The sequence below is a fragment of the Lysinibacillus fusiformis genome, from assembly GCF_016925635.1.
In the GTDB taxonomy this organism is placed as follows: Bacteria; Bacillota; Bacilli; order Bacillales_A; family Planococcaceae; genus Lysinibacillus; species Lysinibacillus fusiformis_F.
The window spans coordinates 609,612-634,081 of record NZ_CP070490.1 but is presented as its reverse complement, the minus strand read 5'-3'; the positions used below and the strand labels follow the sequence as shown (position 1 = coordinate 634,081).

General features: G+C 42.7%; 15 protein-coding genes, 40 tRNA genes and 4 rRNA genes. 51 read left to right on the top strand and 8 right to left on the bottom strand.

Going from position 1 to position 24,470, the window contains the following annotated elements:
• Positions 1-738, top strand: a complete 738-nt coding sequence (locus JTI58_RS03215) for a hypothetical protein (protein ID WP_205445169.1) — start codon at positions 1-3, stop codon at positions 736-738.
• Positions 739-791: 53 nt separating this feature from the next.
• Here the strand turns inward: JTI58_RS03215 and JTI58_RS03210 are convergent, their stop codons facing one another.
• Entirely contained in the window at positions 792-1,775 is a 984-nt protein-coding gene (locus JTI58_RS03210; RefSeq protein ID WP_205445167.1) for a cation diffusion facilitator family transporter, read from the bottom strand.
• A gap of 14 nt (positions 1,776-1,789) precedes the next feature.
• Positions 1,790-2,512 carry an MgtC/SapB family protein gene (locus JTI58_RS03205; RefSeq protein WP_205445165.1) on the bottom strand — a complete coding sequence of 241 codons (723 nt, stop codon included), beginning with the start codon at positions 2,510-2,512 and terminating at the stop codon, positions 1,790-1,792.
• Positions 2,513-2,644: 132 nt separating this feature from the next.
• Here JTI58_RS03205 and JTI58_RS03200 point away from each other — a divergent pair, with 132 nt between their 5' ends.
• From JTI58_RS03200 to JTI58_RS03085, 24 genes are all read left to right on the top strand, one after another.
• Positions 2,645-3,544 carry a DMT family transporter gene (locus JTI58_RS03200; protein WP_205445163.1) on the top strand — a complete coding sequence of 300 codons (900 nt, stop codon included), beginning with the start codon at positions 2,645-2,647 and terminating at the stop codon, positions 3,542-3,544.
• 271 nt (positions 3,545-3,815) lie between these two features.
• A 16S ribosomal RNA gene (locus JTI58_RS03195) occupies positions 3,816-5,367 on the top strand.
• Between the two features lie 181 nt (positions 5,368-5,548).
• A 23S ribosomal RNA gene (locus JTI58_RS03190) occupies positions 5,549-8,476 on the top strand.
• Positions 8,477-8,636: 160 nt separating this feature from the next.
• Positions 8,637-8,752 (top strand): 5S ribosomal RNA (rrf, locus tag JTI58_RS03185).
• The 16S, 23S and 5S rRNA genes sit together here with 20 tRNA genes alongside, the layout of an rRNA operon.
• A gap of 10 nt (positions 8,753-8,762) precedes the next feature.
• Positions 8,763-8,838, top strand: a tRNA-Val gene (locus JTI58_RS03180).
• Positions 8,839-8,841: 3 nt separating this feature from the next.
• A tRNA-Thr gene (locus tag JTI58_RS03175) sits at positions 8,842-8,917 on the top strand.
• Positions 8,918-8,924: 7 nt separating this feature from the next.
• A tRNA-Lys gene (locus JTI58_RS03170) sits at positions 8,925-9,000 on the top strand.
• A gap of 18 nt (positions 9,001-9,018) precedes the next feature.
• A tRNA-Leu gene (locus JTI58_RS03165) sits at positions 9,019-9,103 on the top strand.
• Positions 9,104-9,138: 35 nt separating this feature from the next.
• Positions 9,139-9,213 (top strand) — tRNA-Gly (locus tag JTI58_RS03160).
• Between the two features lie 5 nt (positions 9,214-9,218).
• Positions 9,219-9,307: transfer RNA gene (locus JTI58_RS03155), tRNA-Leu, on the top strand.
• An 8-nt stretch (positions 9,308-9,315) separates the two neighbouring features.
• Positions 9,316-9,392, top strand: a tRNA-Arg gene (locus JTI58_RS03150).
• Positions 9,393-9,401: 9 nt separating this feature from the next.
• Positions 9,402-9,478: transfer RNA gene (locus JTI58_RS03145), tRNA-Pro, on the top strand.
• A gap of 16 nt (positions 9,479-9,494) precedes the next feature.
• Positions 9,495-9,570, top strand: a tRNA-Ala gene (locus JTI58_RS03140).
• Between the two features lie 28 nt (positions 9,571-9,598).
• Positions 9,599-9,672: transfer RNA gene (locus JTI58_RS03135), tRNA-Met, on the top strand.
• A 6-nt stretch (positions 9,673-9,678) separates the two neighbouring features.
• Positions 9,679-9,755 (top strand) — tRNA-Ile (locus tag JTI58_RS03130).
• A 15-nt stretch (positions 9,756-9,770) separates the two neighbouring features.
• A tRNA-Ser gene (locus tag JTI58_RS03125) sits at positions 9,771-9,863 on the top strand.
• 53 nt (positions 9,864-9,916) lie between these two features.
• Positions 9,917-9,991 (top strand) — tRNA-Met (locus tag JTI58_RS03120).
• Between the two features lie 3 nt (positions 9,992-9,994).
• A tRNA-Asp gene (locus JTI58_RS03115) sits at positions 9,995-10,070 on the top strand.
• Positions 10,071-10,128: 58 nt separating this feature from the next.
• A tRNA-Phe gene (locus tag JTI58_RS03110) sits at positions 10,129-10,204 on the top strand.
• A gap of 5 nt (positions 10,205-10,209) precedes the next feature.
• A tRNA-Gly gene (locus tag JTI58_RS03105) sits at positions 10,210-10,283 on the top strand.
• 1 nt (position 10,284) lies between these two features.
• Positions 10,285-10,361, top strand: a tRNA-Ile gene (locus JTI58_RS03100).
• 4 nt (positions 10,362-10,365) lie between these two features.
• Positions 10,366-10,442, top strand: a tRNA-Asn gene (locus JTI58_RS03095).
• A gap of 10 nt (positions 10,443-10,452) precedes the next feature.
• Positions 10,453-10,543 (top strand) — tRNA-Ser (locus JTI58_RS03090).
• Between the two features lie 2 nt (positions 10,544-10,545).
• A tRNA-Glu gene (locus tag JTI58_RS03085) sits at positions 10,546-10,617 on the top strand.
• A 27-nt stretch (positions 10,618-10,644) separates the two neighbouring features.
• On the opposite strand, the gene JTI58_RS03080 is transcribed toward JTI58_RS03085, so the two are convergent.
• The 4 genes from JTI58_RS03080 to nadB all read right to left on the bottom strand — a co-directional run bounded on the left by JTI58_RS03080 (position 10,645) and on the right by nadB (position 14,739).
• Positions 10,645-11,079, bottom strand: coding sequence for a VOC family protein (locus tag JTI58_RS03080; RefSeq protein WP_205445161.1), 435 nt, complete (start codon positions 11,077-11,079; stop codon positions 10,645-10,647).
• A gap of 166 nt (positions 11,080-11,245) precedes the next feature.
• A complete protein-coding gene (gene nadA / locus JTI58_RS03075) occupies positions 11,246-12,349 on the bottom strand; it encodes a quinolinate synthase NadA (RefSeq protein ID WP_205445159.1) in 1,104 nt (367 codons plus the stop codon).
• Positions 12,336-13,196: a carboxylating nicotinate-nucleotide diphosphorylase gene (gene nadC, locus JTI58_RS03070; RefSeq protein WP_205445158.1), complete on the bottom strand. Its 861-nt coding sequence runs from the start codon at positions 13,194-13,196 to the stop codon at positions 12,336-12,338. The genes nadA and nadC overlap by 14 nt, the downstream gene beginning before the upstream one ends.
• The gene (nadB, locus tag JTI58_RS03065; protein ID WP_205445156.1) at positions 13,153-14,739 is read right to left on the bottom strand and encodes an L-aspartate oxidase; all 1,587 of its coding nucleotides are present in this window, start codon (positions 14,737-14,739) and stop codon (positions 13,153-13,155) included. The genes nadC and nadB overlap by 44 nt, the downstream gene beginning before the upstream one ends.
• 100 nt (positions 14,740-14,839) lie before the next feature.
• On the opposite strand from nadB, the gene JTI58_RS03060 reads away from it, so the two are divergent.
• The 23 genes from JTI58_RS03060 (at position 14,840) to JTI58_RS02950 (ending at position 19,641) form a co-directional block, all read left to right on the top strand.
• Positions 14,840-15,910, top strand: coding sequence for a cysteine desulfurase family protein (locus tag JTI58_RS03060; RefSeq protein WP_205447077.1), 1,071 nt, complete (start codon positions 14,840-14,842; stop codon positions 15,908-15,910).
• A gap of 278 nt (positions 15,911-16,188) precedes the next feature.
• A 5S ribosomal RNA gene (gene rrf / locus JTI58_RS03055) occupies positions 16,189-16,304 on the top strand.
• A gap of 10 nt (positions 16,305-16,314) precedes the next feature.
• Positions 16,315-16,390 (top strand) — tRNA-Val (locus tag JTI58_RS03050).
• Between the two features lie 3 nt (positions 16,391-16,393).
• A tRNA-Thr gene (locus tag JTI58_RS03045) sits at positions 16,394-16,469 on the top strand.
• A 7-nt stretch (positions 16,470-16,476) separates the two neighbouring features.
• Positions 16,477-16,552, top strand: a tRNA-Lys gene (locus JTI58_RS03040).
• A gap of 18 nt (positions 16,553-16,570) precedes the next feature.
• A tRNA-Leu gene (locus tag JTI58_RS03035) sits at positions 16,571-16,655 on the top strand.
• 35 nt (positions 16,656-16,690) lie between these two features.
• Positions 16,691-16,765 (top strand) — tRNA-Gly (locus tag JTI58_RS03030).
• Between the two features lie 5 nt (positions 16,766-16,770).
• Positions 16,771-16,859 (top strand) — tRNA-Leu (locus JTI58_RS03025).
• A gap of 8 nt (positions 16,860-16,867) precedes the next feature.
• A tRNA-Arg gene (locus JTI58_RS03020) sits at positions 16,868-16,944 on the top strand.
• 9 nt (positions 16,945-16,953) lie between these two features.
• Positions 16,954-17,030, top strand: a tRNA-Pro gene (locus JTI58_RS03015).
• A gap of 16 nt (positions 17,031-17,046) precedes the next feature.
• Positions 17,047-17,122 (top strand) — tRNA-Ala (locus tag JTI58_RS03010).
• Positions 17,123-17,150: 28 nt separating this feature from the next.
• Positions 17,151-17,224: transfer RNA gene (locus JTI58_RS03005), tRNA-Met, on the top strand.
• A gap of 6 nt (positions 17,225-17,230) precedes the next feature.
• Positions 17,231-17,307, top strand: a tRNA-Ile gene (locus tag JTI58_RS03000).
• Positions 17,308-17,322: 15 nt separating this feature from the next.
• Positions 17,323-17,415 (top strand) — tRNA-Ser (locus JTI58_RS02995).
• A 53-nt stretch (positions 17,416-17,468) separates the two neighbouring features.
• Positions 17,469-17,543: transfer RNA gene (locus JTI58_RS02990), tRNA-Met, on the top strand.
• 3 nt (positions 17,544-17,546) lie between these two features.
• Positions 17,547-17,622 (top strand) — tRNA-Asp (locus tag JTI58_RS02985).
• A gap of 58 nt (positions 17,623-17,680) precedes the next feature.
• Positions 17,681-17,756, top strand: a tRNA-Phe gene (locus JTI58_RS02980).
• A 5-nt stretch (positions 17,757-17,761) separates the two neighbouring features.
• Positions 17,762-17,835: transfer RNA gene (locus JTI58_RS02975), tRNA-Gly, on the top strand.
• A gap of 1 nt (position 17,836) precedes the next feature.
• Positions 17,837-17,913, top strand: a tRNA-Ile gene (locus JTI58_RS02970).
• Between the two features lie 4 nt (positions 17,914-17,917).
• Positions 17,918-17,994, top strand: a tRNA-Asn gene (locus tag JTI58_RS02965).
• A 10-nt stretch (positions 17,995-18,004) separates the two neighbouring features.
• Positions 18,005-18,095 (top strand) — tRNA-Ser (locus tag JTI58_RS02960).
• Positions 18,096-18,097: 2 nt separating this feature from the next.
• A tRNA-Glu gene (locus JTI58_RS02955) sits at positions 18,098-18,169 on the top strand.
• Between the two features lie 269 nt (positions 18,170-18,438).
• A complete protein-coding gene (locus tag JTI58_RS02950) occupies positions 18,439-19,641 on the top strand; it encodes a diaminopropionate ammonia-lyase (protein ID WP_205445154.1) in 1,203 nt (400 codons plus the stop codon).
• Positions 19,642-19,686: 45 nt separating this feature from the next.
• Here JTI58_RS02950 and JTI58_RS02945 read toward each other — a convergent pair whose 3' ends face one another.
• Positions 19,687-21,006, bottom strand: a complete 1,320-nt coding sequence (locus tag JTI58_RS02945) for a trypsin-like peptidase domain-containing protein (RefSeq protein WP_205445153.1) — start codon at positions 21,004-21,006, stop codon at positions 19,687-19,689.
• Positions 21,007-21,183: 177 nt separating this feature from the next.
• On the opposite strand from JTI58_RS02945, the gene JTI58_RS02940 reads away from it, so the two are divergent.
• The 3 genes from JTI58_RS02940 (at position 21,184) to JTI58_RS02930 (ending at position 23,444) form a co-directional block, all read left to right on the top strand.
• Positions 21,184-21,945, top strand: a complete 762-nt coding sequence (locus JTI58_RS02940) for a MerR family transcriptional regulator (RefSeq protein WP_205445151.1) — start codon at positions 21,184-21,186, stop codon at positions 21,943-21,945.
• 75 nt (positions 21,946-22,020) lie between these two features.
• A complete protein-coding gene (locus JTI58_RS02935; RefSeq protein WP_205445149.1) occupies positions 22,021-22,470 on the top strand; it encodes a TraR/DksA C4-type zinc finger protein in 450 nt (149 codons plus the stop codon).
• A 47-nt stretch (positions 22,471-22,517) separates the two neighbouring features.
• Positions 22,518-23,444: a dipeptidase gene (locus tag JTI58_RS02930; RefSeq protein ID WP_205445148.1), complete on the top strand. Its 927-nt coding sequence runs from the start codon at positions 22,518-22,520 to the stop codon at positions 23,442-23,444.
• 13 nt (positions 23,445-23,457) lie between these two features.
• Here the strand turns inward: JTI58_RS02930 and JTI58_RS02925 are convergent, their stop codons facing one another.
• Positions 23,458-24,378, bottom strand: a complete 921-nt coding sequence (locus tag JTI58_RS02925) for a 1,4-dihydroxy-2-naphthoate polyprenyltransferase (protein WP_205445146.1) — start codon at positions 24,376-24,378, stop codon at positions 23,458-23,460.
• Positions 24,379-24,470: the final 92 nt, after the last annotated feature.

Genomic DNA, 24,470 nt, shown 5'->3' with positions numbered 1-24,470 from the left:
ATGTTGAAACAATTGCTAGAGGACCGTATTGTTACATTAAGTTGTGTAGAAATGCCATTTCAGCAGCATGTATATAAAATGCAGAATTGTGTAGAAGTATTGGGAATTGAAGCGAAATCATTGCAAATTGAAAATGATAAAATAATCACTGGATACATTGTAGATCAAAGTATATTTTTTAAAAGCTTACGTTTTGGGCAAACGAATATTATTTTTTCGGATGGTGTAAATAAAGCAATTGTACAATTATTTGTTCGTCCTTCTGGAGAAATTGTTGTAGAAGTTAAGCCGTATTTGGGGGGTGCTGAAATTGTTCCTGTTTATTATCGAACGATTTTAGCAGATACAGCTATTGCAATTGATTTAAAAGGTGCTTTAAAACATTATTTGGTAGCCCATCAATTCATGAATATAGAAGATTCAATTGCTGAAGTACATTATCAATCCATGCATCCGAATGTATTAAAGGATTCTTTTGCAGGAAATTTCGTGTTGGGTTGTCATGTGGATGGCAGAAACATTCTAAATGCCGAAGAATATGCGTTAGCCAACCGTCAAGCTTCTCTACAATTTTCAAAAATCGTTATTCAACAGAATGGTAAAAGAAAAACGATTGCTTGTAACAAATTACTTACGTTCATGATTACAAACCATGTCTTTGTAGGTTATGAGGATATTCCTAATTATCTAAATGAAGTAAAAATTAATGACGGACGAGATTATTTAAAACTAGTATAATAAATAGCCAACTGCCTGAAATACGGCAATTGGCTATTTGTCTTTATAAAGTATTAAATGGAGTTATTTGGCTTTTCACCAACATGTATCCAGCTTGTTTTACCATCATCTTCGTCGAATAATATAGCTACTTTCGATACCCCTTTTTGGCTTAAGATGACTTCTGTTAAATGATCGCGAACATCGTCTAAAAAAGCTAGCGATAAAAGGGGATCAGCTTCAGCTACTAGTTCTACATGTAAAAACTCCCCTTCTTTAACCACTTCAAGACGCATAATATCTTTTATGTTCGGATCATCCATTACAAGGTGAGCGATATGGTTTAACATTTCCTCATCCGTTTCACCAATGACGCCACGTGCATTATCGAGGAACACCTTACCAACTACATAAAACATCATGGCTCCGATTATCATCGAAACTAGTCCTTCTATTCGACCCCAACCTGTAAAATAAGCAATTAAAATAGCTGCAAAGGCTAAGAAGTTACCCGCAGTAGCAACTAAATCTTCCATAAAAACTAATTTTGTTGCCGGTTTTGCTCGATTTAAATAAGAGAATGCTTTTGGAATCGCTGCGATACCTGCCTTTTCTTGACCTGCTTCATGTAGTACTTCTGCAGCCGCTTTAGCTAGCACGGTTCCTTCTAAAACAATCCCTATGAATAGTACTCCTAGGGCAATCAGTATCCCACTAGACTCACCAGCAGGATGAATAAAATGATGCCAACCTTCTTTTATTGTTTCATAAGAAAGTATAGCTACAATAATAACAGCAAAGAGACATACTAAGTTGACAATACGGCCAAAGCCACTGGGAAATTGTTTTGTAGGTGCCTTTTTAGAAAGAGCTGAGCCTATATACACAAATAATTGGTTAGCTGCATCCCCTAGAGAGTGCATCATTTCTGCAAACATGGCAACATTACCTGTAAAGAAAAAGGCGATCCCTTTAATAATCCCTAAAAAGGCATTTACACATGCAGCCATTAGAGAGGGTTTATTGCCGTCTTTTAGTAGTTTTAATAGTTCTGCCATAAAAAATCCTCCAACTAGTTTAAAATTTCCATTTCGATTTTTTCTATATAAGATAGTGCTCGTAATGAACGATAAAATGACAACAAATTATCAGAGACAATTAAGGATAGACGTAAATCTAATTCATGTAAAACACTATCATTTTTTAAAGGTACATCTTTGATGCGTATGTTTTCGATGATAATGTTGTTGTCCTTTAAAAATAATAGAAACGATTCTGTATGATTGTCATCATCAATTTGAACTTTTAATAAAATTTCTCGCATACGAATTCGCTTTGGCCCGATTTTCATAAGGAAAGGCGAGAGTACTTCAATACCAAAAACAATGATCACAACAGCTAATGTTGCATCCATGTAAAATCCCGCACCAACTGCAATCCCGATACCAGCGGCTCCCCAGATCATGGCAGCAGTTGTTAAACCCGTAATGCTGTCATTACCGCGTCTTAGAATGACTCCTGCACCAAGAAAGCCAATTCCGCTAACAATTTGTGCAGCTAAACGAAGAGGGTCCATCGTAATATTGATATCTTCTCTAGCAGGGGTTGAGTAGGCTGTCTCAATGGAGATGATCGTTAATAAGCAGCTGAAAGTAGCAATAACTAAACTTGTTTTTAATCCCACTGGTTTTTTCTTTAATTCCCTTTCGATACCGATTACTAAACTTAATGTGGCTGCAATAACTAATTTTATGCCAACTTCATATGTAATCATATTTTCCAATAATGTTTCCATACACAACCCTCCATTGATATTTCGTATTGCTAAGAGATATGCAAACTGTCATTATTATATGTGCATCACTTTTTTGTATTGTACAACATGAAGTGAGGACATATAAGTATTTTTTCAGGGAGGTGGGGTTTTATGGAGCAGCCTAAAATTCATCCATACATCCCGATAGTTATTGGTGTAATTTCAGTATCTATGTCAGCTATTTTTGTGAAACTAGCATCGGCGGAAGCGGGCATTATCGCATTTTATCGCATGTTATTTTCTGTTTTAATAATGGCACCATTGTTTTTGAGAGGATATACAAAGGAGTTAACTACTTTAAATAGACGTGATTGGCTATTTTCTTCAGTTGCGGGGATTTTTTTAGCATTTCATTTTATATTATGGTTTGAATCACTTAACTATACTTCAGTAGCAAGTTCTACAGTTTTAGTAACACTACAACCCTTGTTTGCATTTGTGGGAACATACTTTTTCTTTAAAGAGAAAATAACGATGAAAACAATCGTTGCAGGATCAATTGCCATAATAGGAAGTGTTTTAATTAGTTGGGGTGATTTTAAAGTAAGTGGAACAGCCTTTTATGGAGATATACTAGCACTCATTGCTTGTGCCCTAGCGACAGCATATTTTCTATTAGGACAGGATGTACGAAAGAGATTATCTTTAGTGACCTATACAATGGTTGTATATGTTGTGAGTACCATTACTTTATTTATATATGTATTGGTTAAAGGGGAATCTTTTGGTCCATACTCTTCGATGGATTGGTTATGGTTTATTTTATTAGCATTAATACCAAACTTACTTGGTCATACTTTGTTTAATTGGTCTATTAAATATGTTAGTACGAATGTTGTTTCAATTGCTATATTATTCGAGCCTGTAGGAGCCGCTCTTTTAGCCTTGTTGATATTTAAAGAGTATTTAATCATGACACAAATCATCGGTGGATTGATTGTATTAGCAGGAATTCTATTGTTTGTAATAGATATTAAAAAGATTTTTAATTTTTTTACGAAAAATGCTTGATTTTTAAAATGCTATATTATATATTATTACTTGTCCTTAACAAGAAGGAACGCTTGAAAAGAAAGTTTTAAAAAAGTTGTTGACTTCTTGTTATGAATGAGATATGATAATAAAGTCGCTGAAAACGACTTGAAAAAATGAACCTTGAAAACTGAACAAGCAAAACGTAATCAATAAAGTTTTAAGTAGCTAGCTTCGGCGAGTGAAAGAAACAAAAATTTTGGACATCAAAATTGATGCCAGCAAAACAATTTGAGCTAATCAAATTTCTTTTATGGAGAGTTTGATCCTGGCTCAGGACGAACGCTGGCGGCGTGCCTAATACATGCAAGTCGAGCGAACAGAGAAGGAGCTTGCTCCTTCGACGTTAGCGGCGGACGGGTGAGTAACACGTGGGCAACCTACCCTATAGTTTGGGATAACTCCGGGAAACCGGGGCTAATACCGAATAATTTGTTTCACCTCATAGTGAAACACTGAAAGACGGTTTCGGCTGTCGCTATAGGATGGGCCCGCGGCGCATTAGCTAGTTGGTGAGGTAACGGCTCACCAAGGCGACGATGCGTAGCCGACCTGAGAGGGTGATCGGCCACACTGGGACTGAGACACGGCCCAGACTCCTACGGGAGGCAGCAGTAGGGAATCTTCCACAATGGGCGAAAGCCTGATGGAGCAACGCCGCGTGAGTGAAGAAGGATTTCGGTTCGTAAAACTCTGTTGTAAGGGAAGAACAAGTACAGTAGTAACTGGCTGTACCTTGACGGTACCTTATTAGAAAGCCACGGCTAACTACGTGCCAGCAGCCGCGGTAATACGTAGGTGGCAAGCGTTGTCCGGAATTATTGGGCGTAAAGCGCGCGCAGGTGGTTTCTTAAGTCTGATGTGAAAGCCCACGGCTCAACCGTGGAGGGTCATTGGAAACTGGGAGACTTGAGTGCAGAAGAGGATAGTGGAATTCCAAGTGTAGCGGTGAAATGCGTAGAGATTTGGAGGAACACCAGTGGCGAAGGCGACTATCTGGTCTGTAACTGACACTGAGGCGCGAAAGCGTGGGGAGCAAACAGGATTAGATACCCTGGTAGTCCACGCCGTAAACGATGAGTGCTAAGTGTTAGGGGGTTTCCGCCCCTTAGTGCTGCAGCTAACGCATTAAGCACTCCGCCTGGGGAGTACGGTCGCAAGACTGAAACTCAAAGGAATTGACGGGGGCCCGCACAAGCGGTGGAGCATGTGGTTTAATTCGAAGCAACGCGAAGAACCTTACCAGGTCTTGACATCCCGTTGACCACTGTAGAGATATGGTTTCCCCTTCGGGGGCAACGGTGACAGGTGGTGCATGGTTGTCGTCAGCTCGTGTCGTGAGATGTTGGGTTAAGTCCCGCAACGAGCGCAACCCTTGATCTTAGTTGCCATCATTTAGTTGGGCACTCTAAGGTGACTGCCGGTGACAAACCGGAGGAAGGTGGGGATGACGTCAAATCATCATGCCCCTTATGACCTGGGCTACACACGTGCTACAATGGACGATACAAACGGTTGCCAACTCGCGAGAGGGAGCTAATCCGATAAAGTCGTTCTCAGTTCGGATTGTAGGCTGCAACTCGCCTACATGAAGCCGGAATCGCTAGTAATCGCGGATCAGCATGCCGCGGTGAATACGTTCCCGGGCCTTGTACACACCGCCCGTCACACCACGAGAGTTTGTAACACCCGAAGTCGGTGAGGTAACCTTTTGGAGCCAGCCGCCGAAGGTGGGATAGATGATTGGGGTGAAGTCGTAACAAGGTAGCCGTATCGGAAGGTGCGGCTGGATCACCTCCTTTCTAAGGATTATTTCGGAATACAAACCTTGGGTTTGTAAGATTACGTTTTGCGTTCAGTTTTGAAGGTTCATTCTTCTGAATGAAACACTTCAAAACTTGTTCTTTGAAAACTGGATAAAACGACATTGAAATTGTAACAAACACATTTATTTTTTAAGTTTTTTTATAGGCTTAATAACTTGGTTAAGTTATTAAGGGCGCACGGCGAATGCCTTGGCACTAGGAGCCGAAGAAGGACGGCACTAACACCGATATGCTTCGGGGAGCTGTAAGTGAGCTTTGATCCGGAGATTTCCGAATGGGGGAACCCACTACGTTTAATCGCGTAGTATCTTGACGTGAATACATAGCGTCTTGAAGGCAGACCCAGGGAACTGAAACATCTAAGTACCTGGAGGAAGAGAAAGAAAAATCGATTCCCTGAGTAGCGGCGAGCGAAACGGGAAGAGCCCAAACCAAGAGGCTTGCCTCTTGGGGTTGTAGGACACTCAATACGGAGTTACAAAAGAGCGAGTTAGATGAAGCGACTTGGAAAGGTCCGCCAGAGCAGGTAAAAGCCCTGTAGTCGAAAGTTCGTTCCCTCCTGAGTGGATCCTGAGTACGGCGGAACACGTGAAATTCCGTCGGAATCCGGGAGGACCATCTCCCAAGGCTAAATACTACCTAGTGACCGATAGTGAACCAGTACCGTGAGGGAAAGGTGAAAAGCACCCCGGAAGGGGAGTGAAAGAGATCCTGAAACCGTGTGCCTACAAGTAGTTAGAGCCCGTTAATGGGTGATAGCGTGCCTTTTGTAGAATGAACCGGCGAGTTACGATTACGTGCAAGGTTAAGCTTTAGAAGGCGGAGCCGCAGCGAAAGCGAGTCTGAATAGGGCGAAATAGTACGTGGTCGTAGACCCGAAACCAGGTGATCTACCCATGTCCAGGGTGAAGGTGAGGTAACACTTACTGGAGGCCCGAACCCACGCACGTTGAAAAGTGCGGGGATGAGGTGTGGGTAGCGGAGAAATTCCAATCGAACTTGGAGATAGCTGGTTCTCTCCGAAATAGCTTTAGGGCTAGCCTCGTGATGAGAATACTGGAGGTAGAGCACTGTTTGGACTAGGGGGCCATCCCGGTTTACCGAATTCAGACAAACTCCGAATGCCAGATATTTATACACGGGAGTCAGACTGCGAGTGATAAGATCCGTAGTCAAAAGGGAAACAGCCCAGACCACCAGCTAAGGTCCCAAAGTAATCGTTAAGTGGAAAAGGATGTGGCGTTGCACAGACAACCAGGATGTTGGCTTAGAAGCAGCCATCATTTAAAGAGTGCGTAATAGCTCACTGGTCGAGTGACGCTGCGCCGAAAATGTATCGGGGCTAAACGATTCACCGAAGCTGTGGATTGACATCTACGATGTCAGTGGTAGGAGAGCGTTCTAAGTGCGTTGAAGTCAGACCGGAAGGACTGGTGGAGCGCTTAGAAGTGAGAATGCCGGTATGAGTAGCGAAAGACGGGTGAGAATCCCGTCCACCGTATGACTAAGGTTTCCTGAGGAAGGCTCGTCCGCTCAGGGTTAGTCGGGACCTAAGCCGAGGCCGATAGGCGTAGGCGATGGACAACAGGTTGATATTCCTGTACCACCTCCTCACCGTTTGAGAAATGGGGGGACGCAGTAGGATAGGGTAAGCGCGCTGTTGGATATGCGCGTCCAAGCAGTAAGGCGTGTGTGTAGGCAAATCCGCACACTGTAACGTTGAGCTGTGATGGCGAGTCCGTATGGACGAAGTTCCTGATTTCACACTGCCAAGAAAAGCCTCTATCGAGGTGAGAGGTGCCCGTACCGCAAACCGACACAGGTAGTCGAGGAGAGAATCCTAAGGTGTGCGAGAGAACTCTCGTTAAGGAACTCGGCAAAATGACCCCGTAACTTCGGGAGAAGGGGTGCTCTTGAGCGTGCAAGCGCATGAGAGCCGCAGTGAATAGGCCCAGGCGACTGTTTAGCAAAAACACAGGTCTCTGCAAAACCGTAAGGTGACGTATAGGGGCTGACGCCTGCCCGGTGCTGGAAGGTTAAGAGGAGTGGTTAGCGCAAGCGAAGCTGCGAATTGAAGCCCCAGTAAACGGCGGCCGTAACTATAACGGTCCTAAGGTAGCGAAATTCCTTGTCGGGTAAGTTCCGACCCGCACGAAAGGCGTAACGATCTGGGCACTGTCTCAACGAGAGACTCGGTGAAATTATAGTACCTGTGAAGATGCAGGTTACCCGCGACAGGACGGAAAGACCCCGTGGAGCTTTACTGTAGCCTGATATTGAATTTTGGTACAACTTGTACAGGATAGGTAGGAGCCAGAGATCTCGGAGCGCCAGCTTCGAAGGAGGCGTCGGTGGGATACTACCCTGGTTGTATTGAAATTCTAACCCATGCCCCTTAGCGGGGCAGGAGACAGTGTCAGGCGGACAGTTTGACTGGGGCGGTCGCCTCCTAAAAGGTAACGGAGGCGCCCAAAGGTTCCCTCAGAATGGTTGGAAATCATTCGTAGAGTGTAAAGGCACAAGGGAGCTTGACTGCGAGACCTACAAGTCGAGCAGGGTCGAAAGACGGGCTTAGTGATCCGGTGGTTCCGCATGGAAGGGCCATCGCTCAACGGATAAAAGCTACCCCGGGGATAACAGGCTTATCTCCCCCAAGAGTCCACATCGACGGGGAGGTTTGGCACCTCGATGTCGGCTCATCGCATCCTGGGGCTGTAGTCGGTCCCAAGGGTTGGGCTGTTCGCCCATTAAAGCGGTACGCGAGCTGGGTTCAGAACGTCGTGAGACAGTTCGGTCCCTATCCGTCGTGGGCGTAGGAAATTTGAGAGGAGCTGTCCTTAGTACGAGAGGACCGGGATGGACACACCGCTGGTGTACCAGTTGTCTTGCCAAAGGCATCGCTGGGTAGCTATGTGTGGACGGGATAAGTGCTGAAAGCATCTAAGCATGAAGCCCCCCTCAAGATGAGATTTCCCATTACGCAAGTAAGTAAGATCCCTCAAAGACGATGAGGTAGATAGGTTCGAGGTGGAAGTGTGGTGACACATGGAGCTGACGAATACTAATCGATCGAGGACTTAACCAAAACGTTTGAACCATTCAATGTATCGTTTATCCAGTTTTGAAAGAACAACACTTTCAACAAGTTTTTAAGATACTATGTATTTTGAAGCTTTTAAAAGGAACTTCTGCTAAGAACGCAACATCCGTGTTGCAACGCAGAAGCCAGCACATCCATGTGCAAGTCTAGTGATGATGGCAAAGAGGTCACACCCGTTCCCATACCGAACACGGAAGTTAAGCTCTTTAGCGCCGATGGTAGTTGGGGGCTTCCCCCTGTGAGAGTAGGACGTCGCTAGGCATAGTACCCAGGAGGATTAGCTCAGCTGGGAGAGCATCTGCCTTACAAGCAGAGGGTCGGCGGTTCGAGCCCGTCATCCTCCACCATATGCCGGTTTAGCTCAGCAGGTAGAGCAACTGACTTGTAATCAGTAGGTCGTGGGTTCGATTCCTATAGCCGGCACCATTTTTTCGAGCCATTAGCTCAGTTGGTAGAGCATCTGACTTTTAATCAGAGGGTCGAAGGTTCGAGTCCTTCATGGCTCACCATTTTTGAAATAATAATAAGCGGGTGTGGCGGAATTGGCAGACGCACTAGACTTAGGATCTAGCGCCGCAAGGCGTGGGGGTTCGACTCCCTTCACCCGCACCATTATTTTCATTGCCAGATAAAAAACTTATGCACATGCGGAAGTAGTTCAGTGGTAGAACACCACCTTGCCAAGGTGGGGGTCGCGAGTTCGAACCTCGTCTTCCGCTCCAAATGTGCCGGGGTGGCGGAACTGGCAGACGCACAGGACTTAAAATCCTGCGGTAGGTGACTACCGTACCGGTTCGATTCCGGTCCTCGGCACCATCTTAAATGCGCCCGTAGCTCAATTGGATAGAGCGTCTGACTACGGATCAGAAGGTTATGGGTTCGACTCCTGTCGGGCGCGCCAAAAGAACAACGGGAAGTAGCTCAGCTTGGTAGAGCACTTGGTTTGGGACCAAGGGGTCGCAGGTTCGAATCCTGTCTTCCCGACCATTTCCTAAAAATTTATGGGGCCTTAGCTCAGCTGGGAGAGCGCCTGCCTTGCACGCAGGAGGTCAGCGGTTCGATCCCGCTAGGCTCCACCATAAGTAAATTAACCAGTATAAAGATCCTGGCGGCGTAGCTCAGCTGGCTAGAGCGTACGGTTCATACCCGTAAGGTCGGGGGTTCGATCCCCTCTGCCGCCATCTTAAGGACCTTTAGCTCAGTTGGTTAGAGCAGACGGCTCATAACCGTCCGGTCGCAGGTTCGAGTCCTGCAAGGTCCACCATTTATATATTGTAACGGAGGTATACCCAAGTCTGGCTGAAGGGATCGGTCTTGAAAACCGACAGGCGGGTAACACCGCGCGGGGGTTCGAATCCCTCTACCTCCTCCAGTTTTAAATTTTTATAAATGGTGCTTTAAAAACTCGAAACAGCATAAAATTATCGCGGGGTGGAGCAGTGGTAGCTCGTCGGGCTCATAACCCGAAGGTCGTTGGTTCAAATCCGGCCCCCGCAACCAAAAGGTCCCGTGGTGTAGCGGTTAACATGCCTGCCTGTCACGCAGGAGATCGCCGGTTCGATCCCGGTCGGGACCGCCATTTTTAAAATAAAAGTCATGAGAAGCAAAAGAGTGAGCAAGCTTAGCATGGACGAAATGGGTCAGTAGCTCAGTTGGTAGAGCATTAGATTGAAGCTCTAAGTGTCGGCGGTTCGATTCCGTCCTGACCCACCATTTATGCGGGTGTAGTTTAATGGTAAAACCTCAGCCTTCCAAGCTGATGTCGTGGGTTCGATTCCCATCACCCGCTCCAAGGGCCTATAGCTCAGCTGGTTAGAGCGCACGCCTGATAAGCGTGAGGTCGATGGTTCGAGTCCATTTAGGCCCACCATTATTCCGAAGTAGCTCAGTTGGTAGTAGCACCTGACTGTTAATCAGGTTGTCGCAGGTTCGAGTCCTGCCTTCGGAGCCATTTTTATTTTGGGGAAGTACTCAAGAGGCTGAAGAGGCGCCCCTGCTAAGGGTGTAGGTCGGGTAACCGGCGCGAGGGTTCAAATCCCTCCTTCTCCGCCATGGGCCCGTTGGTCAAGTGGTTAAGACACCGCCCTTTCACGGCGGTAACACGGGTTCGAATCCCGTACGGGTCATACTAAAAACAGTAGATGCAACTGCATCTACTGTTTTTTTATATTCATAGATAGATTCAATGCATTTTCGTCCATATAAACTACTTCCCAGATATGCCCGTCTACATCTTGAAAACCCCAACCATACATAAATCCGTGATCTTGTGGTTCACTATAAGGTTTACCACCAGAGGCAAGTGCCTTATTCACTAATTGATCTACTTGTTCTCGATTTTCGGCAGAAAGGCATAAGATTGCTTCTGCAGAAGTAGTAGTATCTGTAACTTCTTTCTTACTAAACCCTTTAAATCGTTCTTCCACCATTATTAATACAAAGATATTTTCACTAATAATCATTGAGGCCGTTGTTTCATCACTGAATTGTTGATTGAACTCAAAACCTAATTCCTTAAAAAAGTTGATAGATTTGTTTAGATCTTTCACTGGTAAATTGATAAAGATATTTTTCGATTGAAAAGCCATTTAGTATCACCTCCAAATCGACAGTATCATAGCGCCTTAAGTCATGTCAATTTTAGCATTGTGGGCAAAAATGGCAGACATTTAAATTATTTAAAGCAGATGTTATATCACCATAAAAAACAGAAAGGTTATTTATACAACCTTTCTGTTGATAAAGCCTATCTATTTATCCTCTAGCTAGCATTCTTTCAAGTGAGCTAAGTGCTTCAGCAGTAGTATGTTCATCTACTTGTATACGGTTATGAGGTTGCCCCTGCTCAATACTTTCGAGGCTCCATAACAAATGCGGCAGGTCAATACGATTCATTGTTAAGCAAGGACAAAAGTTTTCATTTAAAGAGACAATATGTTTATCTGGATGCTGCTTAATAATGCGATTGACTAAGTTCATTTCTGTTCCAATGGCCCATGAAGATCCGCTCGGAGCGCGATTGATTGTGTCAATAATGTATTTTGTGGAGCCTGCATCATCAGCTGCTGCTACAACTTCACGACTGCACTCAGGGTGAACAATAATTCTCATAGTTGGGTGTGCTTTGCGAATAATCTCTGTATGTTGAACTGTGAAACCTTCGTGCACAGAGCAGTGACCCTTCCAAAGAATAACCTGAATATTTTCAAGGGACTCTGTTGTTTCGAGCATGTTCTTATGAGGATTCCAAACAGCCATATTTTCAAGAGGAATACCTAAGTCATAGGCAGTATTTCTTCCTAAATGTTGGTCAGGTAAAAAGAAGATACGCTGTTTTTGTGTAAATGCCCATTGAACAAGCTCCTTAGCATTCGATGAAGTGACACAAGCACCACCATGTCTTCCAGTAAAGGCTTTAATAGCTGCAGTTGAATTGACATAGGTTAGAGGGATAATCGTATCACCAAAGAGTTCTTGAAGAATCGGCCATGCTTGTTCAGTTTGATAAATGTCTGCCATATCAGCCATTGAACAACCAGCACGCATATCTGGCAAATAGACATATTGTTGTTTTGTTGTCAGCATATCAGCAGTCTCTGCCATAAAATGCACGCCGCAAAATACGATGTGTTCAGCTTCCTTATTTGCTGCGGATAATTGAGCTAACTGTAAAGAATCCCCAGTTGCATCAGCAAATTGAATGACCTCATCTTTTTGATAATGGTGCCCAGGAATAAATAATTTAGGACCTAATTTTTTCTTTATTGATAAAATACGAGATTCCATTTCCTTTACGGATAGTGCCCGATAATGCTCAGGAAGTAGTGTCGTTTGTTGTAATAAACTAGTGATGGACAAGGGAATGATCTCCTTTCATTTGAACGAGTGCACTAATGTCAAAAGCTTTAACTGAATGTGTTAAGGAGCCAAGTGAAATCCACTGAATACCCGATTGGGCATATGCCTTTAAATTTTCAAGTGTGATGCCCCCAGATGCTTCAGTTGCAATAGAAGGAGGGACAGTGGGAAGCCATGCACGTATCTCTTCTGGACTACGGTTATCAAACATAATAATATCTGCTCCAGCGTTGATAGCTTCTTCTAGCTGTTCTTTTGTTTCAATTTCAACTTCAATTTTTACGGTATGACCGACTTTCGCTCTAGCGGCCTGAACTGCATTTGTTATGCTACCAGCAAAGGCAATATGATTATCCTTTAGCATGATTGCATCATACAGACCATTACGATGATTAAAAGCACCACCGATTCGAACAGCATATTTATCCAGCATACGCAGTCCAGGTATTGTTTTACGGGTATCGCATATTTTTGCATGCGTACCTACGGTTTCTTGAACTGCAAGATGGGTCGCCGTTGCAATAGCAGACATACGTTGAATAAGATTTAAAATGACACGCTCACCTATTAATAACTTTTGTAAGGGACCTTTAATCACAGCGAGCACATCACCTGACTGAACCATCTCTCCATCTTTTTTATGAAGATTAACTTCGATTGATCGATCGAGTAGGAGAAAGCCATGCTCAATAATGAGAGCTCCACAAAAAATTCCGTTTTCTTTAGCATAAAAGGAAAAAGACCCCTGCTGTTCGGCTGAAAAGATAAATTCACTCGATAAATCCCCATCTCCTAAATCCTCATTAAAAAATTGCTTGAGCATTTCCTCGAGTTTGATGATATTCATACAATGAGTTCCTCACTTTCATTTGTCCTTGCGAAAAAATAATCCATCGGCTTGCCCATTGTGCATCCATTTCGGATTTATCCGTACGAATGTGGGCACCACGTGTTTCCGTTCGTGTAATGGCTGCATGTGCCATTAATGTGGCGACTACATGCATCATAAATAATTCCAACTTAGCTTGGTCTAGCCCTTCTAAATTAACGTGAAGAAGAGATTGCATGGAAGGTAATTGCTGAGCAAAACGCTGCAAATCATCAATATTTCTGACAATACCTAAGAACTGCATCATGTGCTGCTGTAATTGCGGTTTGCTAAATAAAGGTGGCATCATATCAGTACATTGTTGGTTTTCAAGTAAAAAGTTTTTTTGATGACACCCTTTTTGAATAATGAATTGCGCCATTTTTTGACCAAATGTAATACCTTCTAATAGTGAGTTACTTGCTAAACGATTCGCACCATGTACACCTGTACAGGCAACCTCACCAACTGCATATAAGTTTGGTATAGTAGTTCTTCCTTTGTCATCAGCAATAACACCACCCATTAAGAAATGACTTCCTGGAGCCACGGGGATTAGGCCATCTTGTAAATGAACTTGATTGTCATGACAAAGCTGAGCAATTGTTGGAAATTTTGCTTCAAAGTCTTGAATGTTTGCAATATCAATGAACGTTTCTTCACCTGCAGCACGTTTTGTAAATAGTGCTAGTGCCGTAATATGTCTTGGAGCTAAGTCAAGTTGGGCATGCAAGCCCGTCATAATCGGCTGACGTTGTGCATTGACAAAGATACCGCCAGCTCCCCGGACAGCTTCAGAAACTAATCCCTTTGCTTCATTTTTGCACCAAAGCAGACTTGGGTGAAATTGCATAAATTCCATATCACTGATGGCAGCACCTGCTCGAAATGCTAATGCGATCCCATCGCCTGTATTGGTTGGAAAGTTAGATGTACTTGAATAGAGGGCACCTGCACCGCCTGTCGCTAAAATCACATGATGAGCCCAATAGCGTTTTGTACCTTTTTCTTCTTTAGTGAGTACTCCCACACAGTCACCATCTGTATTACGTAAAAGCTCATAAGCCATTTCATAGCAATTTATCTTCGTTTTTGGTGAAAGTTGATGAAGCAAGTAATCTATGAAAACCTGACCTGTACGATCACCACCTGCATGTAGAATACGATGGTGACTATGTGCTCCCTCAAGTCCTAGAGCAGGTTTTCCGTCAACCTGCCGATCAACCGGGAGACCATTCTTTAGATATTTCTGCATAATTGCAGTGCCGTTTTTTATAAGTGTTTCAACATGTCTTTTCTCATGATGATACTCTCCAGCTTTCAATGTATCAGCAATGTGGTGTTGAATATGATCTTCCTCACTTGTAACAGCAGCAATGCCACCTTGTGCACGATAAGAGCTACTCATATATATAGATGATTTTGTAACAATTTGTATTTGAAAATGTTTTTCAAGCAGTAAAGCAGCCTGAAGTGCAGCAATACCACTACCAATGATAAGGACGTCTGTCTTTACATCCATAGTTATACCTTCTTTACAGTTGTCTTGACACCTATCTTTACATAAAATAAAAAAGAAAACAAGACCTGATGAACTAGAGAGGAAGAAGACAATGATTTATATGGATTATGCTGCAACGTCACCTATGACGAGGAATTCTCTTGAGGCATATGTAGAGGTTGCACAACGTTATTATGGAAACAGTGCAAGTCTGCATGATCTAGGGGGACAAGCCCTTTATTTTGTCCAGCAGTCAAGAAATGTTGTAGCCCATGCTCTAGGCGTAAATAGTGATGGTGTAATTTTTACAGGGAGCGGAACAGAAGGAAACCTCATAGCCATCTTGTCATTAGCGCTAGCCTCTAAAAAAGGAAAACACATTATTTCATCTCAAGCCGAACATACGTCTGTGCATGCAGCTTTGAATACACTTGAGAAAAAGGGCTTTGTTGTAACGAAATTACCATTGCAGAAGGATGGTTGCGTTGATCTGGTCCAATTGCAACAAACAATTCGTGAAGATACAGCTTTGATTACCATTCAACATGTCAATTCTGAAATTGGTTCTATCCAGCCTGTGGAGAAAATCGTAGAGATGGCAAGAAAGTCAAATATTTTCTGTCATGTTGATTGTGTGCAATCATTTGGCAAACTACCTATACCAAAAGGAGCAGATGCGATTACCATCTCAGCTCATAAAATAGGTGGACCAAAGGGGTGTGGTGCTGTATATCTGAACCCCGCAATTCGTGTACCTGCATTAACACCAGGTGTAACACATGAGAGAGGGCTAAGAGGGGGAACATTAGATACTCCTGCAATTGTGGCCTTTGCGGCAGCAATTGAAAACTATCAATATGAATTGCAACATTACGAGACTTTAAGAAATTTTTTCAAAAATGATTTATCTGAAACATGTCAACTTGTTGAGTGTAAACAGCAACTACCTAATATTTGTGGGGTAATGATGGAGAAAGTAGAGGGGCAATATGTTCTTTTAAAGTTAAATGAGGCAGGAATTTGTATCTCTACGGGTAGCGCATGTGATATTCATAGTGAATCTGGAACAAAGGCCATTTTATCAATGGGTTTCTCTTTAGAAGCGGCACGCCAATTTTTTAGAATATCTTTTGGTCCTTCTACCACTTTTGATGATATTGTAAAATTAAAAATAGAGCTTTCAAATATTTAATGAAAAGACGAGTGAAGGATTTTCTATGTTCTTCACTTGTTTTCAAATAGATTATAAGTTAAGAAAATATACAAAATAAAATAATTGTTTTCTTTTGAAACAACAATTGCTATAATATTTTGCAGGGCAATAATTTCTCTTACTTAACAAAAATATCTTCAAAACGTAATAATTTCTTTTTTTTATAAAAAAGTATTGCATAATGTTAGAAAACGTTATACAATAATTCTTGTCTTGAAGGACAGGTAAACAACTTCAAAACGAGATACATAACAAAGTCTAGTGATGATGGCAAAGAGGTCACACCCGTTCCCATACCGAACACGGAAGTTAAGCTCTTTAGCGCCGATGGTAGTTGGGGGCTTCCCCCTGTGAGAGTAGGACGTCGCTAGGCATAGTACCCAGGAGGATTAGCTCAGCTGGGAGAGCATCTGCCTTACAAGCAGAGGGTCGGCGGTTCGAGCCCGTCATCCTCCACCATATGCCGGTTTAGCTCAGCAGGTAGAGCAACTGACTTGTAATCAGTAGGTCGTGGGTTCGATTCCTATAGCCGGCACCATTTTTTCGAGCCATTAGCTCAGTTGGTAGAGCATCTGACTTTTAATCAGAGGGTCGAAGGTTCGAGTCCTTCATGGCTCACCATTTTTGAAATAATAATAAGCGGGTGTGGCGGAATTGGCAGACGCACTAGACTTAGGATCTAGCGCCGCAAGGCGTGGGGGTTCGACTCCCTTCACCCGCACCATTATTTTCATTGCCAGATAAAAAACTTATGCACATGCGGAAGTAGTTCAGTGGTAGAACACCACCTTGCCAAGGTGGGGGTCGCGAGTTCGAACCTCGTCTTCCGCTCCAAATGTGCCGGGGTGGCGGAACTGGCAGACGCACAGGACTTAAAATCCTGCGGTAGGTGACTACCGTACCGGTTCGATTCCGGTCCTCGGCACCATCTTAAATGCGCCCGTAGCTCAATTGGATAGAGCGTCTGACTACGGATCAGAAGGTTATGGGTTCGACTCCTGTCGGGCGCGCCAAAAGAACAACGGGAAGTAGCTCAGCTTGGTAGAGCACTTGGTTTGGGACCAAGGGGTCGCAGGTTCGAATCCTGTCTTCCCGACCATTTCCTAAAAATTTATGGGGCCTTAGCTCAGCTGGGAGAGCGCCTGCCTTGCACGCAGGAGGTCAGCGGTTCGATCCCGCTAGGCTCCACCATAAGTAAATTAACCAGTATAAAGATCCTGGCGGCGTAGCTCAGCTGGCTAGAGCGTACGGTTCATACCCGTAAGGTCGGGGGTTCGATCCCCTCTGCCGCCATCTTAAGGACCTTTAGCTCAGTTGGTTAGAGCAGACGGCTCATAACCGTCCGGTCGCAGGTTCGAGTCCTGCAAGGTCCACCATTTATATATTGTAACGGAGGTATACCCAAGTCTGGCTGAAGGGATCGGTCTTGAAAACCGACAGGCGGGTAACACCGCGCGGGGGTTCGAATCCCTCTACCTCCTCCAGTTTTAAATTTTTATAAATGGTGCTTTAAAAACTCGAAACAGCATAAAATTATCGCGGGGTGGAGCAGTGGTAGCTCGTCGGGCTCATAACCCGAAGGTCGTTGGTTCAAATCCGGCCCCCGCAACCAAAAGGTCCCGTGGTGTAGCGGTTAACATGCCTGCCTGTCACGCAGGAGATCGCCGGTTCGATCCCGGTCGGGACCGCCATTTTTAAAATAAAAGTCATGAGAAGCAAAAGAGTGAGCAAGCTTAGCATGGACGAAATGGGTCAGTAGCTCAGTTGGTAGAGCATTAGATTGAAGCTCTAAGTGTCGGCGGTTCGATTCCGTCCTGACCCACCATTTATGCGGGTGTAGTTTAATGGTAAAACCTCAGCCTTCCAAGCTGATGTCGTGGGTTCGATTCCCATCACCCGCTCCAAGGGCCTATAGCTCAGCTGGTTAGAGCGCACGCCTGATAAGCGTGAGGTCGATGGTTCGAGTCCATTTAGGCCCACCATTATTCCGAAGTAGCTCAGTTGGTAGTAGCACCTGACTGTTAATCAGGTTGTCGCAGGTTCGAGTCCTGCCTTCGGAGCCATTTTTATTTTGGGGAAGTACTCAAGAGGCTGAAGAGGCGCCCCTGCTAAGGGTGTAGGTCGGGTAACCGGCGCGAGGGTTCAAATCCCTCCTTCTCCGCCATGGGCCCGTTGGTCAAGTGGTTAAGACACCGCCCTTTCACGGCGGTAACACGGGTTCGAATCCCGTACGGGTCATACTAAGTGCAGTAGATGAATTTACATCTACTGCACTTTTTAATTTACTTAAAAATAGCTAGATAATAATAAACCTTTACAGAAATTAGATCCTGTAAGGGTTTATTGTTTTTCTGGAGGTTTAGATTGGAATTCTCGGTGTTTGTAGGTCCAAAACCAGTGTATAACTGATATATTTGCTTGCTCTGACTACCCCTGTTTAATTTTGGTAATAAATTTTGTATTTTAAAGCTAGATCGACTAAGCTATTAGTAAAGGGGGAGATAGGTATGAAGGAAAAATTAAAGTGGGTGCACAATCAGCTAGACAACACAAACCATGGCTCACCATTACTATCATATTTTACACTGGAACAAGTAAAGAAGGTTGGTCAATTTCAGCGTACATATGAGCGATTTGAGCAGACACCTCTCCATCATCTTGAGGCACTTGCTTCATATATGGGTGTAGAAAAAATCATTGTTAAAGATGAATCTTATCGATTTGGTTTAAATGCCTTTAAAGTATTAGGCGGTATTTATGCAATTGCGCAATATATTGCCAATAAGCTTGGGAGGAATATAAAGGAGCTATCGTTTGAACAGTTAAAATCTCCGGAAGTAAAAGCAAAAGTAGGCGATTTAACATTTATTTCAACGACAGATGGTAATCATGGTCGTGGTGTTGCATGGGCAGCTAGAGAACTGGGTTTTCAAGCGCGAATATATATGCCAGCTGGCAGCGCGGCTGAGCGTTTGCAGCATATTAAAAGTGAAGGGGCTTTTGCTGAAATTACGACAATGAATTATGACGATACTGTTCGTTATACCTCACAGCTTGCACAAGAAAATGGCTGGGTACTGGTTCAGGATACAATGTGGGATGGCTATGAAGAAATTCCATTATGGATTATGCAAGGTTACACAACTATTGTGCAGGAGATTGTTGAACAGATACAGCTAGCCCCGACACATGTATTTTTGCAAGCAGGTGTAGGATCCTTTGCAGGAGCGGTAGTGGCGTTTTTACAGCAATACTATGAGCAGGAAGTTACTTTTGTATTGGTTGAGCCTCATGTCGCTAATTGCTATTATGAAAGCTTTAAAAAAAATACGGATCAATTTGTCTCTGTTGGCGGGGAGATGCAAACGATTATGGCAGGGCTTGCTTGCGGTGAACCGAATCCACAGGCTTGGCAAATCTTAAAAGCCTCTACAAAAATAAGTATCTCCTGCGAGGAAGAAATAGCAGCTACAGGTATGCGCGTTCTTGGCAATCCATTAGACACAGACACTCGCATTATAGCTGGTGAATCAGGAGCGGCGCCATTTGGTTGCTTTTATGAAATAATGACAAATGAACAATATAAGGAATTAAAAAATGCCTTACACCTAAATGAACATGCGAGGGTGCTGTTTATTAATACAGAGGGTGACACAGATAAAGAGAACTATCGACAAATAGTATGGCATGGGAAATATGCGAACCAATAGCAAACTAGTGATGAACTAGCTTGCTATTTTACTTTGTAAAAGGTTTTATTGATGTATCTTAATGTTGGCAATTTTATAAGCACCATAATCATCCGTAATAACTGTATAAGTTTTATAGCGATCATAGAATTGGTAATTACCTTGTGTATCATAAAAATCAAAAGTTTCGTTCATGTCAACATAATATTGACCATTTGAGTATTGTACATCTAGCACGTCATTGTTTGTAAAATAGAAGTAATGACCCTGATAGGCAATCTCATTAATGTATTTCTCCAATTCTTGATATGCTGTACTGCCAGGTGAAAGCATATCAGCTATCCAATAAAAATCACCATCATTGAGTGCCATTTCATAATAGAGACGGAATGCTTGCACGAATTGACCTGCTAGTAAGGCGTCTGTTTCGTTGGTGGGTTTTGTTTCAATGGTAGACTGTTGACTACCTTCATAAACATTCGCAATAGCCCGAACCTCATTTGCAGAAAGTGGTTTAGCAATCCATCCATCAAATTGATCAAGCATACTATAAAGAGGAATGGAAAAGGCAAAGTTAGTACTTGTATCAGTTGTATAAAGTAGTGAGTTAATTCCAATTACTTTGCCTGTATTAACATCAACTAATGGGCCACCGCTGCTACCTTTATCAATTTGTGCATCTACCTGATAAATTTGCTTATAAATAAAATTTTCAAGTTTCATATCACGTTTATTACCTGTTATATAGCCAATAGAAGCCGAATTTTCAAAACCTTGTGGACTACCAAATGCAATGACTTCTAGACCTATAGGTGATTCTACAGTCTCCATGCCTAATGGCTCTGTGTCTTGGTAGTTAGGCACCTTTATTAAAGCAATATCATAGCGATCAGATATACCGATAACAGTACCTGGAAATTCTTGACCATTTGCATTACGAATCATTACATCAACTTCACCTTGGATAACATGAGCATTTGTAATAACATATCCACCCTTTTTATATAGGAAGCCAGAGCCTTGACTATTGTTAGTTAGGACAGTGAAGACTTTTTGTTGTATTTCCTTTATAAGGGTGACACGATCAACCTGCTGTGCATGAGCTTCTTGTTTTTTGGTGAGTTCTTCTGAAGAAACTTGTTGTGCATTTATCTTTTGATTATCGTTAATTTCCGAGTAAGCGGTGGTATAGCTCTTTTTATCATTAAAAAAATCCCAATATGCATAACCTAGACCGCCTATTGCAATAAAACAGATTGAAAGTACGATAATTGCCCATGTTGGGATACCTTGTTTTGGAAATGATGGATTTATGAGCTTATTACCACAATCCGAGCAAAATTTACTGTCTATAAGATTTTCATGCTGACAATTAGGACACTTCACCTTATCACACCCCTGTGAAATATTTACTATTCATATCGGCTTGAAAATATAGCTTTATAGGTATTTATGGAATTATATTAATTTGAAGGGTGTATATGGAATGAAAAATTTTTTTCATTTTGCTCTTGACCTTAACGTTGCGTCAAAGCTTACAGTAGCATTAATGGAGGTGATTACATGGAATATACCATTCAGGAGCTTGCTCAGTTGTCAGGTATTAGTACAAGAACATTGCGCTATTACGATGAAATTGGGTTGCTGAAACCAGCAAGAACCAATGAGGCGGGCTATCGATTTTATGGCCAATGGGAGGTCGATATGTTGCAGCAGATTTTATTTTACCGCGCATTAGATATGAAGTTAGTGACGATTCAGGCTATTATTCAGGCACCTAATTTTCAGCATGCCGAGGCGCTTAAAACACATAGAGATGCTTTGCTTCAACGCAAGAAACAGTTGGAAACAATCTTACAGACAGTAGAAAAAACAATACAATCCATTGAGGAGGAACAACCAATGTCAAATGAAGAGAAATTTAAAGGTTTTAAAGAAAAGTTAATCGAGGATAACGAAAAGCAGTACGGCCAAGAAATACGTGAGAAATATGGGGATGAAACAGTGGATGCATCCAATGCTAAGCTTATGAATATGACAGAGCAACAATATCAGGCGATGCAACAGTTAGAGCAGCAAATGTTTGAGCGTTTAGCCGAAGCAATGGAGCTTGGAGATACTACAAGTGACATTGCGATGGAAGTAGCAGAGTTGCATAAACGTTGGCTGAGTTTTACGTGGAAAGAATATTCCAAAGTGGCACATGCTGGGCTGGCACAAATGTATATAGCTGATGAACGTTTTACGGCTTATTATGATGAGCGAGGGGCAACAGGAGCAGCGCAATTTTTACATGACGCCATTATAGCTTATACAAGTAAATAAATAGGTCTTCCTTATGCTGACATGTTTTAGAAATCGTAAATTAGGAAAAAATGAAAGCATGAGGAGGAGATTTTTGTGGATCAACAAGTAATGCAACAATTAAAAAGACAACTAGAGCAAGAATTACAAGAAATAGAACAGCGACTTGAGGAATCTGAGCGTCCTCAAGCGACAGAGCTATCTAATTATGATAATCACCCCGCTGATAATGCCAGTGATTTAACGGATCAATTGACAGAAATGGCTATGGATGAGCATCGTGAAGACACTGTGGAGGAAATTAAAAAGGCCCTTCAAGCAATGGCAGACGGAAAATACGGTAAATGTGTTGTCTGCGGTGAAGAGATTCCATTAGGACGCTTAGAGGCTATGCCTAAAGCTCTGACCTGCGTGGAGCATGCAGAGCAGAAAGAAGAAAATTTACGACCAGTGGAAGAAGATGTGCTATCCTCAACACCAAAATCAGATGATTTCATTGAGCTTGAGGAATTTGGCTCTTCTGATACACCACAAGATAAAATTTAGTAAGTTTTTCCTCACGAAAGCAGTATAATAACTGTAGAGGTGAGGATATGAAGATCATTGATTTACACTGTGATGCACTTTTAAAATTAACTACTCTTGAAACGGCGAATTTTGCTGAGGATGTGCGTATACATGCCAATCAAAAAAGATTGCAATTAGGGCAAGTAGAGACTCAAGTGTTCGCCATCTTTATTGACCCAAAAATCCCGCAAAATTTGCAATTTCTTGAGGTCATGCGTCAAATCGAAGTATTCCATACTCATGTTTTACAAACAGAGGGCATGGTGCATATTACAGATTGGGCACAGTTAGACCAATTAGCTCCACATGAAATAGGAGCTGTTTTAAGCTTAGAGGGCTGTAGTGCCATTGGCGAAGATTTAACGAAGCTAACAGCTGTACTGGATGCGGGCGTGAAATTAGTAGGTTTAACGTGGAATGAAGAAAATGCTGTAGCTCATGGCGCTGAACAGGATGCAACCCTTGGATTAAAGCCATTTGGTAAAGAAGTTATACAATTATTAAATGAGCGCGATATGATTATTGATGTCTCCCATCTAAATGAGCAAAGCTTTTGGGATGTCTTGCCGTTAGCGAAGCATATTATTGCAAGCCATAGTAATGCACGTGCACTATGTGACCATCCACGCAATTTAACAGATGCGCAGGCAAAGGCACTTGTAGAGCATGGAGGACATATCCATGTTGTTTATTTCCCACTCTTTATTGGAAAAGATGCAACACTAGACCATTTAGTGGGGCATGTGGAGCATTTAGCGAAACTAGTAGGTGTAGAGCATATAGGATTAGGCTCCGATTTTGATGGAATTGATAGGACTGTTAGTGGCTTAGCACATGCAGGAGAAGCGCAAAATTTACTAGAGGCATTACGCACACGTTTTTCAGATGAAGAAGTGTATGGTATTGCAAGTCTAAATTTCCGACGCTATGTAAAAAAAACAGCAACCCTTTAAGGCTGCTGCATCTTTAATAAAAGAAATAATGAAATAATAAACCGATTCCTAATAGGAAGCCGAAGAATGTATTTGTTTGCGCTGTATATTTCATCGCAGGCATTACCTCTTTGGCTTCTTTTTTGTCTCGGAAAATTTGAATGGCACGTAATGGTTTTGGAATACTTAGGAAGATGATTAATGCCCAAAATGTAATACCATCAACTGCTACAAGAGCGATCACCCATAAATAGGAGACGATAAAAAAGCCTGATAACACGGAAATCGCATTATCACGTCCTACCAAAATAGCCAAGGTCTTTCGTCCGCCCTCTGTATCACCAACAATATCACGAATATTGTTCGATAGCATAATGGCACCGACTAAAATCATGCTTGGTACAGAAAGCAACACAGCATCCAGTGTTACTGTAAGCGTTTGAATATAAAAGGCAATTAATACAATGCCCATACCCATTACTGCGCCAGAGACAATTTCACCAAATGGAGAATAGGCGATTGGGTACGGTCCACCTGTATATAAGAAGCCAATAAGCATACAAACAAGTCCGACAGCTGCTAACCACCAAGACGTTGAGGCACATATGTAAATGCCAAGAAGCATGGCAATAGCATAAAAGCTTAATGCAATCATCATAATTGTTTTTGGCTGTACACCATGACGGACAATCGTACCGCCAATCCCAACAGAATGCTCGTTATCTAATCCTAATTTGTAATCATAATATTCATTGAACATATTCGTTGCTGCTTGGATAAGCATACTTGCAATAAGCATAGCAAAAAATAGTCCAAAATCAATTGTTTCTTTATCAATTGATAAGGCAATAGCTGTTCCTAGGAATACTGGAACAAATGAAGCGGTTAAAGTATGTGGGCGTGTTAAATGCCACCAAACTTTAAAACCCCTATCAGCTTCAATGACTTTGGTCATAAGGTCTTTCTCTCCTTCAAATGTTGTCGACTCTTCTTATTTTAAACGAAGATTGAGAAAATGGGTAGGTTCACAGCTTATTACATACTGTT